Below are 16732 nucleotides of genomic sequence, written 5' to 3'. Positions count from 1 at the left end.
CCCTCTCTTCCAATGCCGCTCACATCATGGAGAGTTGGCGTTCAGATGGGCACCCTAACAGCGACCCGCCACAAATGGTCGTGTTTGCACCACATATCTCACACACCACAGCTGACGGACCGACACAAGCGGTCTCAACCAGTCACTCAAGTGCCGCCCGCGACACGTGGATCGGGTTGGGCAGCGAGACGTCTGAACCACGCATGCGCGAGAAGTCGGCCGGGCCGACTTCTCGCGCAAACCTCATCCGGCCAGCACGACCGGCGTGCCCGTCAGGTCCACGCCCGCCTGCCGGAGTTCGCCGAGGGCGGTGACCGTGGTGTCGGTGGCCACGCCCGCCGTGTAGTCCAGCAGCACCCTGGTCGCGAACCCGGCCTTCACGGCGTCCAGCGCCGTCGCCTTCACGCAGTGGTCGGTGGCGATCCCGACCACGTCCACCGCGTCCACGCCCTGGCCGCGCAGCCAGTCGGCGAGCCGGGTGCCGTCCGCCGCGAAGCCCTCGAACCCGCTCTTGGACGCCGAGTGCGCGCCCTTGAAGAACACCTCGTCCACCGCGCCCGCGTCGACGGCGGGCGCGAAGGACGGGTGGAACTCGCCGCCCTCGCTGCCGACCACGCAGTGCACCGGGAAGGACTCCCGGAAGTCCGGCCGCGCGGAGAAGTGCGGGCCCGGGTCGATGTGGTGGTCCCGGGTCGCGACCACCCACGCCCAGCCCTCCCGCTCCGGGCCCTGGACCAGCTCGGCGATCGCCCGGGCCCGGTCGGCGCCCCCGCCGACCGGGACGCTCCCTCCCTCGCAGAAGTCCTTCTGCACATCCACCACGATCAGCGCGCGAGCCATCGACCGGCCTTTCCTCGGGGGTACGGATTTCGCGGCCAGCTTGACGCCTTCGAGGTGCGTGGACGAAGCAACCCGGGCTGCCGTTCACCCGGACGGGCCTGGCGCGGCGATCAGCACACCCCGGCGGCGCCGCCAAGGCCCGCAGCGGAGCGTTCGAGGGAGTCGGTCAGCCACAGGTAGGACAGGCCGACGGTGACCGAATCCCCGCTCGCCTCGGCCACGAGCCGCCAGTAGCGGCGCATCCGCGGGTCCCGGTCGACAGCCACGTAAGCCAGCAGGCGGCCCCTGAACTTCGGGGTGTCGCGGTCGCCGCGGACGGCGGCGTGGGCCGCGACGAACCGGTCGAGCGCGGGGCCCGCCCGGGGCTGCTCACCCGCCCGCACCAGGGGCTGGGCCAGCGCGCACGCCTCGCCGATCCCGCTCACCAACTCGTCCTCGTCGGCGATCAGCGCGGCGCCGGCCCGCGCCCTGGCCAGCAGGCCGCGGCTCAGTTCCCGGTCACCGGCCAGGGCGAACAGTTCGGCGAACGCGACCACCTGCGGCGGGGTCGGGTCGGCGGGCGGCTCGGGTACGGCGATCGCCACGAACGCGGTGAGCATCGCCTCCGACACCGGGGCGGCCATCGCGCGCCTCCAGAAGCCGATCAGCGCGTCACGGGCGGCTCCCCCGCCCTCCATCGCGGCCAGCAGCTCCAGCCTGGCGGCCCGGTCGGCCGGTCCGGCCTCCTCGACAGCGCGCAGCGAGGCCCGCCGCCAGGCCAGGTCCGCGAGCCGCACGTCGAGCGCGGCCCGCTCGGCCGCGACGACCTCGGCCACGGAACGCTCTCCGGCGAGCACCTGCCTGACCGAGGGCAGCCCGAGCCCGAGCCTGCGCAGCCGTCTGACCAGGCCCAGCCGCTCCACGGCCACGTGGTCGAACCTGCGGTGCCCGCCCGTGCTGCGCACCGAGTCGACGATGCCCTCGTCGCAGTAGAAGCGGATGGTCCGCACCGGCACGCCGGTCAGCCGGGCCAGCTCGCCGATCCCCAACGTCTCATCGAGCAAAGGCACTTGAACCTCCACCGGACTGGAGTTCCTACCGTACCCAGGTAACCCCGAGAGAGGAGCGCCGTCATGACATCAACACTGGACACCGCACGGCTCGTGGAGGGACTGCGGGAGCAGAGCGCGAGGACAGGCCGCGCGGTCGCCGGAAGGGACCCGGACACCCCGGTGCCCACCTGCCCGCAGTGGCCGCTGCGCACCCTCGTCGGGCACGTCGGCCAGGAGCACCGGTGGGCGGCCGAACTCGTGCGCACGCGCGAGCAGTTGCCCGCCCCCGACCCGTGGCAGGCCGATCCCGGCGCCCCGGACGGGTGGGCTCGGTGGCTGCGCGAGGGCGCGGAGGACCTGGTCCGCGCGGTCCAGGAGACCGGCGCGGACACCGAGTTGCCCACGTTCTTCGGGCCACGGCCGGCGGCATTCTGGCTCCGCAGGCAGCTGAGCGACACCTGCGTCCATCACTACGACGCGGCGTCGGCGACGGGCACCGCGTTCGAGATCGCCGACGACCTCGCGGCCGACGTGATCAGCGAGAACCTCGACCTGCTGTGCACGCCGGCCTTCGAGTCGGTCAGGCCTGCGGTCGCCGAGCTGCGCGGCCGGGGCGAGCGGGTCGGGTTCCGGCCGAGGTCCACGGAGGGCTGGGTGGTCACCAGGGCGCCCGAGGCGCTGCGGTGGGAGCGCGGGCGGGTCGAGGCCGACGTGGTGGTGTCGGGCGCGGTGGCGGACCTCATGCTGGTGCTCTCCCGCCGCCTCCCACCGCAGGACGACCGGGTGACGGTGACGGGCGACCGCGCTTTGCTGGACCACTGGCTGATCCACACGGCCTTCTAGCTACCAGAGCTGCGAGAGAAGTCGGCGGGGCCGACTTCTCACGCAACGGTATTCGGCTACCGGCCGACCTCGCGGAGGCGGAAGTCCTCGACCGTCTCCCGGCGGATCAGCAGGCGGGCCCGGCCGTCCTTGACGGCGGCCACCGCCGGGCGGCCGACCAGGTTGTAGCCGGAGGCCATCGACAACTGGTACGCCCCGGCCGCCGGGACGGCCAGCAGGTCCCCCGCACGCAGGTCGGCGGGCAGCACGGCGTCACGGACCAGCACGTCGCCGGCCTCGCAGTGCCGGCCCACCACGTCCACCCGGGCCGCGCCCGCCTCCGAACGGCGGCCCACCAGGCGGACGCTGTACGGCGATCCGTACAGCGCCGGGCGCGGGTTGTCGCTCATCCCGCCGTCCACGGCGGCGAAGCAGTGGCCGTCCGCGGTGTGCTTCACCGACAGCACCCGGTACACGGCGACGGCGGCCGGGCCGGCCAGCGCGCGGCCGGGCTCGACGATCAGCCGCGGCACCTCCAGGCCCGCCTCGGCGCAGCGCACCGCCAGCCGGTCGGTCACCCGGACGGCGAAGTCGGCGACGTCGAACTCGGCGTCCCCCGGCAGGTAGCGGATGCCGTGGCCGCCGCCGAGGTCCAGTTCGGGCAGTTCCACACCGTGCTGCTCCCGGATCTCTGCGAGCAGCCGCACCAGCGCGTCCACCGCCTGGAGGTAGGGCTCGACCTCGGTGATCTGCGAGCCCAGGTGGCAGTGCAGGCCGGCCAGTTCGAGCCCGGGCTGGTCGAGCACCCGGGCGATCGCGTCGGCCGCGTCGCCGCCCTCGATCGGGAAGCCGAACTTCTGCCCGCCCACTCCCGTCTGGACCGCCGTGTGGTGCCCGGCGGCGATCCCCGGGACGACCCGGACGAGTACCCGCTGCGGGGTGTCGGCTGCCACCAGGGCGGCCAGCCGGGCGATCTCCGCCGGTCCGTCGATCACGATCCGCCCGACCCGCAGCCGCCGGGCCAGCCGCAGTTCCTCCGGGGACTTGGCGTTGCCGTGCAGCAGGATCCGCTGCGCCGGGAAGCCGGCCGAGGCGGCCAGCCACAGCTCGCCGGAGGAGCAGACGTCCAGGCCCAGGCCCTCCTCGGCCACCCAGTCGGCCATCGCGCTGCACAGGAACGCCTTGGCGGCGTACAGCACCTCGGCGTGCGGCAGCGCCCGCCGGTACGCCCGGGCGCGGTTGCGCACCTCGGCCTCGTCCAGGACGTACAGCGGGGTGCCGAACCGCTCGGCCGCCTCCGCCAGCCCCACCCCGCCGACCAGCACGTCGCCGCCGGGGCCGGGCCGCGCCGAGGCCGGCCAGGGGCCGCCGAGCGCGTCGACGGCCGGGGCGTCGGGGCGGGCGGTGGAGGTGCCGGTGGAGGGGGCGGGGACGGCGGAGGGGACGGACGGGGCGGTCAGCTGCGTCATGGCGGTACTCCTACGGGGCGGGGCGGGGTTGCGGCACGCGGTGGGCGGGGTCAGTCCTCGAACTGCATCGCGATCCGGCAGTGCGCCGGGCGCCCGCGGTCGTGGCCGACCGTGGGCGCGGGCGCCGGTTCGGGCGGCTCGGGGCTGTCCTGAAGCTCATGCCGCTCCTGCCGGACACCGGCGGGCACCAGGCGGACCAGGCGGCGCGGCGACTGGTCGACGGCGGTGGCGATCGTGCTGCTCACGGGAGGCTCCTCGGGCTCGGGCGGGCCGCCGTGGTGCGGCCCTCGGTTCCAGTGGATGCCCACCGAACGCCGATCGCACCGGGCCTTGACGCGTGGCCTACGCTCCGCCGTGCGTCCTTGACGCCTTCCTGACATCCGCCGCCCCGGTCATCACCCGTACGACCGCACCCGCCCCCGAACGTCCGTACGCCCACCCGAACGCCCACCCGGTCCGGATGTCAGGGAGCCGTCAAGGACGGCCGCCCGCACGCCAAGCCCGCGTCAAGAGGCGCGTGGCGGGCGCGGATCCGGTGGTGGGCTGGCCGCCGTCCCCGCCGCCACCGAGTCCGCCGCCCCGTTGCCCCGCAGCCCGGGGCGGCCCGGAAGGTCTTCCGAGACGATGCGCCGTTCGGCCCTCACTCCCCCGGACACCACCACGCCCCGAACCGACTGGTTCCGCCGCCCGGACGGCGTCCGCGAGCGACCCCCGCACGACCGACCGGACGACCGACCGCACCAACCGCAGCACCACCCGAGCCACCGGCCGACCGGCCCGGACGGCGGCCGCCGCCGGCTCATCACCCGCCGCCAGCTCACCGAGGCCCTGCCCGCCGCCGTCCGCAAGCTCCACCCGCGCACCATGATGCGCAACCCGGTGATGCTCGTGGTGGAGACCGGCTCCGCGCTCACCACGCTCAGCGCGGTGATCCACCCGAGCGTGTTCGCCTGGGTGATCGGCTTCTGGCTCTGGCTGACCGTGCTGTTCGCCAACCTCGCCGAGGCCGTCGCCGAGAGCCGGGGCAAGGCGCAGGCCGAGTCGCTGCGCCGCACCCAGGCCGGGACCACCGCCCGGCGGCTGCTGCACTGGCGGGTCGGCACCCGCGACCACCGCCACGAGGTGATCCCCGCCGAGCAGTTGATGCTGCACGACGTGGTGCTGGTGCCGGCCGGCGAGGTCGTGCCGCAGGACGGCGAGGTGGTCGAGGGGGTGGCCTCCGTCGACGAGTCGGCGATCACCGGGGAGTCCGCGCCGGTGATCCGCGAGTCCGGCGGTGACCGCACCGGCGTCACCGGCGGCACCAGGGTGCTTTCCGACCACCTGGTCGTCCGGGTCACCTCCCGGCCCGGGCAGAGCTTCGTCGACCGCATGATCGCCCTGGTGGAGGGCGCCAACCGGCAGAAGACCCCGAACGAGATCGCGCTCAACATCCTGCTCGCCTCGCTCACCATCGTCTTCCTGCTCTCGGTGGTCTCGCTCCAGCCGATGGCGATCTACGCGCACGCGCCGCAGACCACCGTGGTGCTGGTTGCCCTGATGGTCGCGCTCATCCCGACCACCATCGGCGCGCTGCTGTCCGCGATCGGCATCGCCGGGATGGACCGGCTGGTCCAGCGCAACGTCGTCGCCCTCTCCGGCCGGGCCGTCGAGGCCGCCGGGGACGTCGACGTGCTGCTGCTCGACAAGACCGGCACCATCACCCACGGCAACCGCCGGGCCGTCGCACTGCACCCGCTGCCCGGCGCGAGCACCGAACAACTCGCCGAGGCCGCCCAGTTGGCCTCCGTCGCGGACGAGACCCCCGAGGGGCGCTCGCTCGTCGAACTGACGAACCGTCAGTACTGGGTGCCGCCCCGCGCCCCCGGCGAACTCGGCGAGCAGCGGCCCGTCCCGTTCACCGCGCACAGCCGGATGAGCGGCGTCGACCTGACCTGGCCCGACGGGACGAACTGCCTGATCCGCAAGGGTGCCGCCGGCGCCGTCGCCCGCTGGGTGGTGGAGTCCGGCGGGCGGATGCCGATGGAGGCCAAGCCTCTGGTGGACCGGATCGCCGAGGCCGGCGGCACCCCGCTGCTGGTCGCCGTCCACGACCGGCACGGCGCCCGCGCGCTGGGCGTGGTCGAACTCAAGGACGTGGTGAAGGAGGGCATCGCCGAGCGCTTCGCCGAGCTGCGCAGGATGGGCATCCGCACCGTCATGGTCACCGGCGACAACCCGCTCACCGCCCGCGCCATCGCCGCCGAGGCCGGGGTGGACGACTTCCTCGCCGAGGCCACCCCCGAGGACAAGCTCGCCCACCTGCGCCGCGAGCAGGCCGCCGGGAACATGGTCGCGATGACCGGCGACGGCACCAACGACGCCCCCGCGCTCGCCCAGGCCGACGTCGGGGTCGCGATGAACTCCGGCACCCCGGCCGCCAAGGAGGCCGGCAACATGGTCGACCTCGACTCCAACCCGGCGAAGCTGATCGACATCATCCGGGTCGGCAAGCAACTCCTCATCACCCGCGGTGCGTTGACCACCTTCTCGATCACCAACGACGTGGCCAAGTTCTTCGCGATCATCCCCGCGATGTTCGCGAACGCCTACCCCGGGCTGCACCACCTCAACATCATGGAACTGCACAGCCCGACCTCGGCGATCGCCTCCGCGATCATCTTCAACGCGCTGATCATCGTCGCCCTGATCCCGCTGGCCCTGCGCGGCGTCCGCTACCAGCCCGCCTCCGCCACCGACCTGCTCCGCCGCAACCTGCGGGTGTACGGGCTGGGCGGGCTGATCCTGCCGTTCCTCGGCATCAAGGCGATCGACCTGCTGATCCAGTTCGTGCCGGGCCTCGGCTGAGCCGCACGGCGCGCCGGAGCTGTCAGAAGGCCGTCAAGAAGTGTGCGACCGGCGTCATGGAGCCATCAGCGGCGGTACGGACGGACCGGTTCCGGGGTTCACTGGAATCATCCGAACCAAGGAGTACGGAACCGGGAGTACCCGACCGGAGAAACGGAGGCGAACGGCCATGACCGGGACCACCCGAGTGATCGTCGGCCTGAGCGGATCACTGAGCAGTCTGGCCGCCCTCTACCACGCCGTCGGCGAGGCGGCCCGCAGCGAGGCCGTGCTGGTGCCGGTGGCCGCGTGGAACGCGGGCGAACGCGACGGCCTGCGCCCGCTGTCCGAACTGGAGCACGCCGCCCGGCGGCGGCTGGACATCGCCTTCGAGCAGGCCTACGGCGGCTACCCGGCCGGGCTGGTCATCCACCCGCTGGTGGTCAAGGCCGAGCCCGGGCCGGCCCTGGTCGGCGCCGTCACCGGGCCGGAGGACCTGCTGGTCCTCGGCGCCGCCACCCGCCGACGGTTCGACCGGCTGCGGCACGGCTCGGTGGCCCGGCACTGCCGCCACCGCGCGGGCTGCCGGGTGGTCGAGGTGTCGCCCTCCGCGCTGCTGACCCGGCTCGAACTCCCCGCCCGCACCGGGGCACCGCTCCCGCTGCTGGGGCGCGCCTAGCTGGGGCGCGTCCCCCGGATCTCGCCGGACAGGCCCTGACAGCAGCTCCCCCGAACCCGCCCGCCGGCTCGACGCGTCACCTCACCCACGCCGAGCCGGCGGGCGCCATCGCGCCCGGGCCCGCCGCTCCAGGGCCCCTGGTCCGGGCCCGCCCCGGCGCCTCCCCCAACTGCACCACCGCATCCGCGTGTTCGCGCACCAGCGGTAGGTCGTGGCTGATCAGCGCCAGCGCCACCCCGCGCTCGGCGCGCAGCCGGCCCAGCAGGGTCACGATGCCCGCGGCCGTGTCGGCGTCCAGCCCGGAGGTCACCTCGTCGCACAGCAGGACGTCCGGCTCGGCCGCCAACGCCCGGGCGATGGCGACGCGTTGACGCTGGCCGCCGGACAGCTCGGGCGGGTGCCGGGCGGCCAGGTCGGCGGGAAGGCCGACGGCGGCCAGCAGTTCGGCGACCCGGCCGGGGCACTGCTCGTGCGGGGTCGTGTGGTGCAGCCTCAGCGGACGGGTGAGGGTGGCGCCGACCGTCCGGGCCGGGTTGAGCGCGCCGAGCGGGTTCTGCGGGACGAGTTGGACGCGGCGGCGCTGCTCGCGGGTGCGGGCGTGGTGCGAGCCGGCCAGCGGGGCGCCGTCCAGGGTGAGGGTGCCGCCGGTGGACGGGTGGAGCCCGGCGAGGACCCGGACGAGGGTGGTCTTGCCCGCGCCGGAGGGGCCGATGATGCCGGTGCAGCTGCCGGGCGCGAGGTGCAGGTCGACCCCGGTGAGGATCCGGCGCCGCCCGCGCCCGTACCCGACGTGAGCTTCGACGCCGAGCGCGGCCAGCCCGACGGCGGTGCGCGCCGCGACCGGTCCGGACGTACGGCCGGCCCCGGTCCGGATGGGGCCGCCGCCCGCCCCGGGGCGGGCCGGGGCGAGGACGAGCACCTCGTCGGCGCAGCGGGCGACGAAGGCGGCGTCGTGGCTGGCGAGCGCGACGGCGATGCCGTGCCGGCGGGCGAGTTCGCGCAGCAGGTCGGCGATCTCGTCCCGCAGGGCGGGGTCCAGGCCGGCGCCGGGTTCGTCGAGGAGCAGCAGGTCGGGGCGGCGGGCGAGGGCCCGGGAGAGGGCCACGCGGCGCTGCTGACCGCCGGAGGGGGCACCTGGGAGGGCGAGGGCGCCGGGGAGGCGGCGTTCGAGCCGCTGGTCGGCGGGCAGTCGGACCCGGGCGAGCAGGTCGCCCACGGCTTCGGGGCCGCGGTCGGCGGCGGCCCCGGCGGGCAGTCCGGCGACCCGCGTCCGGGGGTTGAGGCCCGAACCCTGGTCCTGGCCGAGGAAGGCGAGCCGGTGACGGCGCAACCGGCGCAGCGCTTCGGGAGCGAGGGAGAGGACGTCCTGGCCGAGGACGGTGACCAGCCCGGTGGCCCGGGCGCCCGGGGGCAGGGCTCCGGCGAGGGCGTGCAGCAGGGTGGTCTTGCCCGCGCCCGGGGGGCCGGTGACGGCGTGCACGCGTCCGGGGCGCAGATCGAGGCTGACCGGGGCGAGCAGCGGGGTGCCGTCCGCGAGGGCGATGGCGAGCCGGTCGACCCGGGCGGTCGGGTTCTCGGTCACAGTCATTCCGCGCGTCCTCACCCCCGAACCGAAAGCACTTAGGTTTGCCTATCCTGAAGTTGAGCCCCCGGCAACCCTCCTGCCACACAATGGCTCAGGAGTGACCACCCCGCCGACGTTCTCGGCCGCCGTCCGGCCGTCGGCACCAGAACGTGCCCGGCGCGTGCCCGCCGCGCGGCTGGTGTCACTGCGGGTCGTGCAGGTGGTCGCTCAACCAGGTCAGCGACGGCGGGAGCAGCCTGGTCCAGGTGGTGAAGTTGTGCCCGCCGGTCTCCACGGTGGCCTGGGCGACCACCAGCGGCGGGCGGGCGGCCGCGGCGAAGGCCACGGAGTCGGCGTAGCCGTGGCCGTCCTCCTTGCTGTCGGCGAGGAGCACGGCCAGGGCGGGCATCGGCAGGTGGGCCAGGCGCCAGTTCAGGTCGGCCTCGTCGCGCCGCTGCCGGCTGCCGCCGAAGAGGTCGCCGGTGGTCACGTCCTCGGCGGCCTTGAAGTAGCCGGACAGCGAGACCGCCACCGGGAAGGTCTCCGGGTGGACCATGCCGAGCTTGACGGCGCAGTAGCCCCCGGTGGAGTCGCCGATCACGCCGAGGCTGCCGGTGCCGTCGAGCACCCGGTAGGAGGCCCGCAGGTCGGCCGGCACGTCGGTGGTGAAGTAGCGCTGGGCCTGCGGGCCGTTCGGGACGTCCTCGCACTCGCTGTCGCGCGGCATCGACGGCGAGGGGCGCACCAGCACCAGGACGGTCGGCTTCATCACCCCCCGGCGCAGCAGGTCGAGTTCGTACGCCGGGTAGCGCAGCTTGGTGACCAGGTTGGCGGCGTCCCCCGGGAAGCCGGTCATCACCAGCACGGCCGGGAAGTGCCGGGTCTCGGCGCCGGGCCGGAAGTACTGCGGCGGCAGGTAGACGTACCCGTCGGTGCTGAGCCCGGTGGTGCCGCCGGGCAGCCGTACCCGGTCGAGCCGCCCGATGGTGGCCGGGCCGCGGTCGGCCCCGTCCGCGCCGGTGATCTCCGCGGTGCCGAGCACCTGCACCCCGGCGGGCACCTCGGCCGGGGTGCCGCCGGGGGTGCCGCCGGGCCCTCCGGACGGAACGACGGTCGGGCTGGCAGACGGGCCGCCCGCCTGGATGACGCCCGTCCCGCGGTCGCGCCCGAACAGGTCGGACCAGCTGCTGTAGAACACGAAGTCGTCGTTGACGGCGAGCCCGAGGGTGGCCAGCAGGGCGAACTGGGTGACGGCGATCGTCCCGAGCCGCAGGAACACCGCGGGCCAGCTGCGGACGGCCAGCCGGGGCCAGACCCAGAGCGTGCCGAGCACCGTGCACACCGCGAACAGCGCCGCCAGCGCCAGCAGCTTGTGACTGGTGAGTCCCATCCGGCCTCCCTGGGCGCGTCCGACGGCGCGACCCAGGGTAACCAGGGCGGGACCGAACGTCACTCCCTCCGGTCGGCCACCGTGTTCAGATCCATGTCGCTCCATCGCCCCCGGCCGGTCCCGTTCCTTCGGTACGGCGATTGAAGCGGCGGCGACCGGCCGGGCGCGAGTGGGCCCGCACATCAGCCGCACCCGGCCCCACCTGGTCGATCGTCCAACGGCGTGCTCTCCCACCGGCGCCAACTTCGACAAGGGTGTCGAAGTTGGCGTGAGGGCCGGGCTATGCTGTCCCGAAGTCCGAGGATGACCCCCCCTTGCCCCGTCGACGAACGCACCAGCATGGCGCGCCCGACCGGAAGGAGGCGAGACGCATGGACAGCAGCAGTGCGGGCCGCACCACCCGCCCCCACCCCCGCACGCCCCGGTCCGCCTCCGGCAGACGGTGAGCACGGTCGAGACGGTGAACACGCCCGTCGTACGGACTTCCTGACGCAACGTCAAGTCTTCTTGGCGCCACGTCCCACACGTCGGCCCTGCCGCCACCGCCGTCCGCGGCCCCTTCGCCCGCCCCGGTCTCCCCCGCCGAGGAGAGGTATCCCATGACGACGTCCCGGCCCTACCCGCGCCCCGCCGAAGCCGCGGTGCTGCTCACCGTCCTCGCCCTGCTCGTCGCCGAGGAACTCGCCCTCGGCCTGGCCGAGGAGGAGGACCGCCCGGTCATCAACGCCGTCCTGATCGGCGCCTCCGGCTCCGGCCTCCTGGCGGTCGGCGCGGTGCTGCTCGGACGCTGGCTCGACACCCGCCGCCCACTCCCGTTACCCCCGCCCGGCCCCAACGGCCGCGAGTACAGCGCCCGCGCCCTCGAAGACTTCCCGATGGACGCCGTGCGCCCACTCCTCCTCGCCCACCAGGCCCCGCAGCTGGGCCAGTTGTACTCCGCCTGGATGCTCGCCCGGGCCGGCCGCCCGGCCCCGTGGATCGCCCGCCGACTCGGCATCCCGCTCGACGCCGCCCACCTCCTCGTCGACGCCGCCCGCACCCGCCACGACTGAGCCGACGGCGTCAGCGGCGCCGGCCGGGCGCCCCCGCGCCCGCCTGCGCCAGCAGGAACGGCACCAGGCCGCGCTCCGCCAGCGCCGACCGCCAGGCGTCCCGCGCCAGCCCCAGCTCCCCCAGCACGCCGGCCTCCCCGCCGGACTCCGCCGACCTCGACCGCGAGGCCGCGCCCAGCAGTCCCAGTCCGCCCACCAGCAGGCTCAGCGCGGCCACCCCGGCCGCCACCCACCCGGCGCCGACCAGCGCGTGCCCCAGCACCTCGGCGTCGTCCGCCAGCCCCAGCGCGTACCCGAGCAGCAGGAAGATCGCGGCGGCCACCCCGGCGACGATCGGCACGATCACCCCCAGCACCCCCCACCACCCGGACACCCGCTGCCGCCCCGGCTCGTCCACCGGCAGCCGCGCCACCGCGTCCTGGTCCGCCCGCAGCGCCGCGTACCGCTCGTACTCGGGCGCCGCCGCCGCCAGCACGAACTCCGCGTTCTCCCGGGCGCTCCGCCGCAACCGCTCCACCCCCGGCCCCTCGTCCCCCACCGCCCGCAGGGCCGCCCGCACCTGCGACCCGGCCAGCGCCCTCCCCAGTTCCGTCTCGAAGTCGGCCCGATCCTGCTGCGGCAGTCGAAGCGGCCTGTCCATGCCGTGCCCCCGTTCACTGTTCTCCTAGTTCTACAGAACTGTAGAACATGGCGGCGGATAGCAGCAGCCCCGTTCACCTGTGGGCTTGCGATTCAGGAGCGGCCGGCACCCGCGCGGCCGACGGACCGGTCGGCTCAGGACACCGTCAGGATCCCCCGCATGAAGTGGTGCAGGGTGCACAGGTACGAGGAGGCGCCCGGCCGGGCCGGCGCGGTGAAGGTCGCGGACGTGCCCGGGGCGATGGTGCCGGTGTCGAAACTGCGGTCCTGGGCGGTGAGGGTGTGGTCGACGGTGTCGGCGTTGCGGACCGTGACGACGGCGCCCGGGCGGACGGTGAAGTCGGCCGGCTCGAACGCGAAGTCCCTGATGGCCACCACCCCCGGGGCGGGAGCGGTGGCCGAGGACGGCGAGGCGGCCGGGGTCGCCGAAACGGACCCGGTCGGCCCCGGGCCTGAGGTCGCGCCCGAGGTCGCGACTGAGGTCGAGCCCGAGTCCGGGCCTGAGTCCGGGCCTGAGTCCGGGCCGCCCACGCGGACGGAGCAGGCGGCGAGGGCGGCGCCGAGGAGCACGGCGGCCACGGCCCGGGCCCGCGGACGCATCAGGAGCCGAAGAGCGGGACCCGCCGGGCGTCGGAGGACGCGGGCGGGGTGGCGCCGAGGTCGGAGACCGTGGCGATCAGGACGGCGTCCGCGCCCGGGATCCAGTTGACCGTCTTGGACTGGACGACGAGCTGCCGCTGCCGCGCCGTGCCGTCGCAGATCACGTCCGCCTCGGCCGTCCGGCTGGAGCCGAAGGCCATCGAGGAGGTGTCCTCCGGGTCCCGCTGCTCGACCGAGACGGTGAGCGACCGGGCCTCCTCCGCGACCCCGCAGACGTACTCGACGTCGACCCGGACCCGGCCGGGCACCTTCGGGTCGATCCGGGCCTCACCGAGAGTGACGCCCGTGGGGGCCGCGTCCCCGTCCCGCACCCGGGCCGGGGCGGCCACCGAAGCCACGGCCGGCGCCGGGTCGGCGGCCAGGGCGGGTGCCGTGAGCCCGCCGAGGGCCGTGGTGAGGGCCGTCACAATGATCCACCGCTGCACTGCCAACCTCCCATAACTGAAACCGTGTTGCGGCCGACGCTAACCGCCCCACCAGTGGCCCGCGCGCCGAGGCGGGCACCCGTCGCACGGACAGCCCAGCCACGGCGGCGACCCGCCGTCACCAACGGCCCAGCGCGGCGGTGACCCGGCATCACCACCGGCCCAACCCGCCGCCGACCGACCGTCACCACCGGGCCGGGCCGCCGCGACGACCCTCCGTCACCACTCACCCCGCATGGACCGGCGCCCGCTCGGCCGCCGTCCCCGGAACCGTCTGAACGGACGAGGGGCCCGCCGCGCGGTACGCGCGACGGGCCCCTCAGGGACGCGAGGCGTTACCGGCGCCCGGCGCCGACCTCGGAGCCGGTGTTCTCGTCCTCGCCCTGGTCGTCGTTCCGGTCGTCGCTCCGGTCCCGGTCGCCCCAGCCGTCGCTGCGGTCGCGGTACAGGGTGAAGCGGTCGAAGAGCACCGGCGTCGGGAACGGGTTGGCCGCGGTGGCGGACGGGGAGTGGTAGTAGCTGACGGTGATGGTGGTGCGGCCGCCCGGCAACGGCCCGGGGTCGACGTCGAAGACCGCGACGCCGTAGGGGAAGGCGGTGTCCGGGTCGGTGACCGCGGACCAGTGGGCCTTCTCCTTGGCGTCCGGGTCGGCCTTGAAGGTGAGCCGCTGGGTGCGCACGGAGGCCTGGCGGACGCCGTCCGCGTCGGCGGGCAGGTAGACGTCGTCGTGGCCGGCGGTGCCGCCGCCACCGAGGATCAGGTGGACGGTGCCCTGCGAGGTGTCGATCCGACGCACGTCGTCGTCGGCGACGGCCGGGGTGAGCAGGCCGCCCGGCTCGGTGCCGCGGACGGGGTGGGTGCGCTCGTAGTCGTGGTCGTGCCCGGCCAGGACGAGGTCGACGCCGTAGCGGTCGAGCAGCGGCAGCAGCTTCTCGCGGATGCCCATGTCACCGCCGTGGCTGGCGGCCGAGGAGGACATCGCGAACTGGTGCAGGTTGACGACGACCCAGTCCACCGCGCGGCCGCGCCGGGCGCGCGCCAGGGTGCGTTCCAGCCAGCGGAGTTGGGCGCCCTCGCTGTAGTCGCTGATGTAGATGGACAGGCCGGTGGCCGGGTCGAGGCTGGCGTCGTCCTCGACGGCGATCTCGTTGCCGTCGAGGCTGACGAACAGCACCGAACCGACCTGGAAGCTGTACCAGTTGCCGCAGTAGTCGCGGGTGCCGTTGTCGGGCAGTTCGAAGCGCGTCAGGTAGGAGGCGTAGCCGAGGTCCCCGCCGCCGGCCTCGACCTCGTGGTTGCCGGGCGCGGGCATCCAGGGCCGGCTGGCGGCCGACTTGGCGAGGTTGTTCATGAACGCGTTCCAGCACTGCGGCTGGCGCTGCGGGTTGTTGTTGGCGTACGCGAGGTCGCCGTTGAGCAGGTGGAACAGCGGCGCGAACTGCTCGACCTGGCGGACGGCGGCGGCGCCGTGGATCGAGGACTTGCTGAACACGTTGTCGCCGGTGCCGAGATCGCCGAAGCTGGTGAAGCGGAACGCGGCCCGGCCACGCGCGGGCGCCGTGCGGAAGGTGCCGCGCACCGGGCCGGAGCCGTCGTGCAGCACCTCGTAGACGTACGTGGTGTCGGGCCGCAGGCCGTCCAGGCGGACGTGGTGGGTGTACGTCTCGACCTTGTTGAGCCCGTCGACGTAGGTGCGGGTCTCGGCGTCCACGGTGTGGCCGGCGCCGCCGCGGGGGGTGCCGATCCGCACCCGGGGGCGGCGCACACTGGCGGGCGTCGCCCAGGAGACGGTCATCTCGCGGGACGGCTCGTTGCCCCACTGGAGGTGGATCTGCTCCGGTCCGGGGGTGCCCGCCAGGGCCGGCTGCGTCCAGAGGAGGGCGGACGCGGGCAGCGCGGCCAGCGCACCGGCCGCGGTACCCGTCCGAAGGACCGTTCTGCGCGAGGGATGTGACACTGCCGCCTCCAAGGCTCCGGGAAACGCCCTGGAGAGTCCCAGCCGAACCGGGCGCCCGGGCCACCGGGGAAGGTTCTTCCGGCGAACGCCAGTTGAACGCCGGATCGGATCGGGCGGCGATCGACCGTGACACCGGTCAGGCCGGTCACACCGGTTACGCCGGCCACGCCGATTACGCCGGGAGGATTACCGATCCCTGACGGCCGGTCCGTCCACGCCCGATCCGCCGCACCGCGCGGCTAGCGTCGGCGGCATGGAGATTCTGGTCACCGGCGGAGCCGGGTTCATCGGGTCGGCCGTGGTCCGCGCACTGGTCGCGGCCGGGCACGGGGTGCGGGTGCTGGACGCGCTGCTGCCCGCCGTCCACCGCTCGGGGCGGGCCCCCGAACTGCCCGGGGGCGTGGCCTTCGAGCAGGGGGACGTCCGGGACGCCGCCGCCGTGCAGCGGGCGCTGGCCGGGGTGGACGCGGTCTGCCACCAGGCGGCGATGGTCGGCCTCGGGCTGGACCTCGACGACGCCCCCGCCTACGCGGGCTGCAACGACCTCGGCACGGCCGTCCTGCTCGCCGCGATGGCCCGCGCCGGGGTCCGCCGGCTCGTCCTGGCCGGCTCGATGGTGGTGTACGGGGAGGGCCGCTACCGCTGCCCCGCGCACGGCGACGTGGCCCCGGGCCCGCGCCGCCCGGCCGACCTGGAGGCCGGGCGCTTCGAGCCGCCCTGCCCGGTCTGCGGCCGCGCCCTGAGCCCCGGCCTGGTCGCCGAGGACGCCCCGGCCGACCCGCGCAGCGTGTACGCGGCCACCAAGCTCGCCCAGGAGCACCTGGCCTCCGTGTGGGCCCGGGCCTGCCAGGGCGCCGTCCTGACGCTCCGCTACCACAACGTGTACGGCCCGGGCATGCCGCGCGACACCCCGTACGCGGGGGTCGCCTCGCTGTTCCGCTCGGCGCTGGCCCGGGGCGAGGCCCCCCGGGTGTTCGAGGACGGCAGTCAGCGCCGGGACTTCGTCCACGTCGAGGACGTCGCCGCCGCCAACCTCGCCGCGCTGGAGGCCCTTGCCGCCCGCGCGCCGGGCAGCTCCCGCGCCTACAACGTGGGCAGCGGCGAGGTCCGCACGATCGGCGAGATGGCCGGGGCGCTGGCGGCGGCGTACGGCGGCCCGGCACCGCTGGTGACCGGCGAGTACCGCCTGGGCGACGTCCGGCACATCACCGCCGACTCCTCCCGGCTGCGCGCCGAACTCGGCTGGCGCCCGCAGGTGCCGTTCCCCGCCGGGATGGCCGAGTTCGCGGCGGCACCGCGGTCCGGCGCCACACCTGACGGTCCGTCCGATATCGGCCGGAACTCACCGGTGAAGAGCGGAGGATGGGGCTAGCCTTG

General features: G+C 74.8%; 15 protein-coding genes. 5 read left to right on the top strand and 10 right to left on the bottom strand.

The window, feature by feature from the left end:
• Positions 1–243: 243 nt before the first annotated feature.
• The gene (locus tag AB0O82_RS03465) at positions 244–840 is read right to left on the bottom strand and encodes an isochorismatase family protein (RefSeq protein ID WP_363579914.1); all 597 of its coding nucleotides are present in this window, start codon (positions 838–840) and stop codon (positions 244–246) included.
• A gap of 110 nt (positions 841–950) precedes the next feature.
• Positions 951–1889, bottom strand: coding sequence for a MerR family transcriptional regulator (locus AB0O82_RS03460; RefSeq protein WP_363579913.1), 939 nt, complete (start codon positions 1887–1889; stop codon positions 951–953).
• A 63-nt stretch (positions 1890–1952) separates the two neighbouring features.
• Between AB0O82_RS03460 and AB0O82_RS03455 the strand changes: the two genes are divergently transcribed.
• Positions 1953–2714 (top strand): maleylpyruvate isomerase family mycothiol-dependent enzyme, encoded by a 762-nt coding sequence (locus AB0O82_RS03455; protein ID WP_363579912.1) that lies wholly within the window; start codon positions 1953–1955, stop codon positions 2712–2714.
• A gap of 56 nt (positions 2715–2770) precedes the next feature.
• Here the strand turns inward: AB0O82_RS03455 and lysA are convergent, their stop codons facing one another.
• Positions 2771–4162 carry a diaminopimelate decarboxylase gene (gene lysA / locus AB0O82_RS03450; protein ID WP_363579911.1) on the bottom strand — a complete coding sequence of 464 codons (1392 nt, stop codon included), beginning with the start codon at positions 4160–4162 and terminating at the stop codon, positions 2771–2773.
• 50 nt (positions 4163–4212) lie between these two features.
• Positions 4213–4407, bottom strand: a complete 195-nt coding sequence (locus AB0O82_RS03445) for a hypothetical protein (protein WP_363579910.1) — start codon at positions 4405–4407, stop codon at positions 4213–4215.
• A gap of 379 nt (positions 4408–4786) precedes the next feature.
• Between AB0O82_RS03445 and kdpB the strand changes: the two genes are divergently transcribed.
• Complete coding sequence (gene kdpB / locus AB0O82_RS03440) at positions 4787–7009, top strand: potassium-transporting ATPase subunit KdpB (RefSeq protein ID WP_363579909.1); 2223 nt, start codon at positions 4787–4789, stop codon at positions 7007–7009.
• 169 nt (positions 7010–7178) lie between these two features.
• Entirely contained in the window at positions 7179–7667 is a 489-nt protein-coding gene (locus AB0O82_RS03435; protein WP_063346559.1) for a universal stress protein, read from the top strand.
• 76 nt (positions 7668–7743) lie between these two features.
• Here AB0O82_RS03435 and AB0O82_RS03430 read toward each other — a convergent pair whose 3' ends face one another.
• Positions 7744–9255: an ATP-binding cassette domain-containing protein gene (locus AB0O82_RS03430; protein WP_363579908.1), complete on the bottom strand. Its 1512-nt coding sequence runs from the start codon at positions 9253–9255 to the stop codon at positions 7744–7746.
• Between the two features lie 178 nt (positions 9256–9433).
• On the bottom strand, positions 9434–10621 hold the full coding sequence (locus AB0O82_RS03425; protein ID WP_363579907.1) for an alpha/beta hydrolase-fold protein: 1188 nt from the start codon (positions 10619–10621) through the stop codon (positions 9434–9436).
• Between the two features lie 599 nt (positions 10622–11220).
• Here AB0O82_RS03425 and AB0O82_RS03420 point away from each other — a divergent pair.
• Positions 11221–11673, top strand: a complete 453-nt coding sequence (locus tag AB0O82_RS03420) for a hypothetical protein (protein ID WP_363579906.1) — start codon at positions 11221–11223, stop codon at positions 11671–11673.
• 10 nt (positions 11674–11683) lie between these two features.
• On the opposite strand, the gene AB0O82_RS03415 is transcribed toward AB0O82_RS03420, so the two are convergent.
• From AB0O82_RS03415 to AB0O82_RS03400, 4 genes are all read right to left on the bottom strand, one after another.
• Positions 11684–12313: a hypothetical protein gene (locus AB0O82_RS03415; protein WP_363579905.1), complete on the bottom strand. Its 630-nt coding sequence runs from the start codon at positions 12311–12313 to the stop codon at positions 11684–11686.
• Positions 12314–12447: 134 nt separating this feature from the next.
• Positions 12448–12912, bottom strand: a complete 465-nt coding sequence (locus tag AB0O82_RS03410) for a cupredoxin domain-containing protein (protein WP_363579904.1) — start codon at positions 12910–12912, stop codon at positions 12448–12450.
• A complete protein-coding gene (locus AB0O82_RS03405) occupies positions 12912–13379 on the bottom strand; it encodes a hypothetical protein (RefSeq protein WP_363579903.1) in 468 nt (155 codons plus the stop codon). Before AB0O82_RS03405 ends, AB0O82_RS03410 begins: the two co-directional genes overlap by 1 nt.
• 353 nt (positions 13380–13732) lie before the next feature.
• The gene (locus tag AB0O82_RS03400; protein ID WP_363579902.1) at positions 13733–15355 is read right to left on the bottom strand and encodes a metallophosphoesterase family protein; all 1623 of its coding nucleotides are present in this window, start codon (positions 15353–15355) and stop codon (positions 13733–13735) included.
• A gap of 253 nt (positions 15356–15608) precedes the next feature.
• Here AB0O82_RS03400 and AB0O82_RS03395 point away from each other — a divergent pair, with 253 nt between their 5' ends.
• Entirely contained in the window at positions 15609–16727 is a 1119-nt protein-coding gene (locus AB0O82_RS03395) for an NAD-dependent epimerase/dehydratase family protein (protein ID WP_363579901.1), read from the top strand.
• The last annotated feature ends 5 nt before the right edge of the window (positions 16728–16732 follow it).

The sequence above is a fragment of the Kitasatospora sp. NPDC088264 genome, assembly GCF_040685715.1.
GTDB lineage: Bacteria > Actinomycetota > Actinomycetes > Streptomycetales > Streptomycetaceae > Kitasatospora.
Note: the sequence above shows the minus strand (reverse complement) of the source record. Positions and strands in the feature narration are given on the sequence as shown.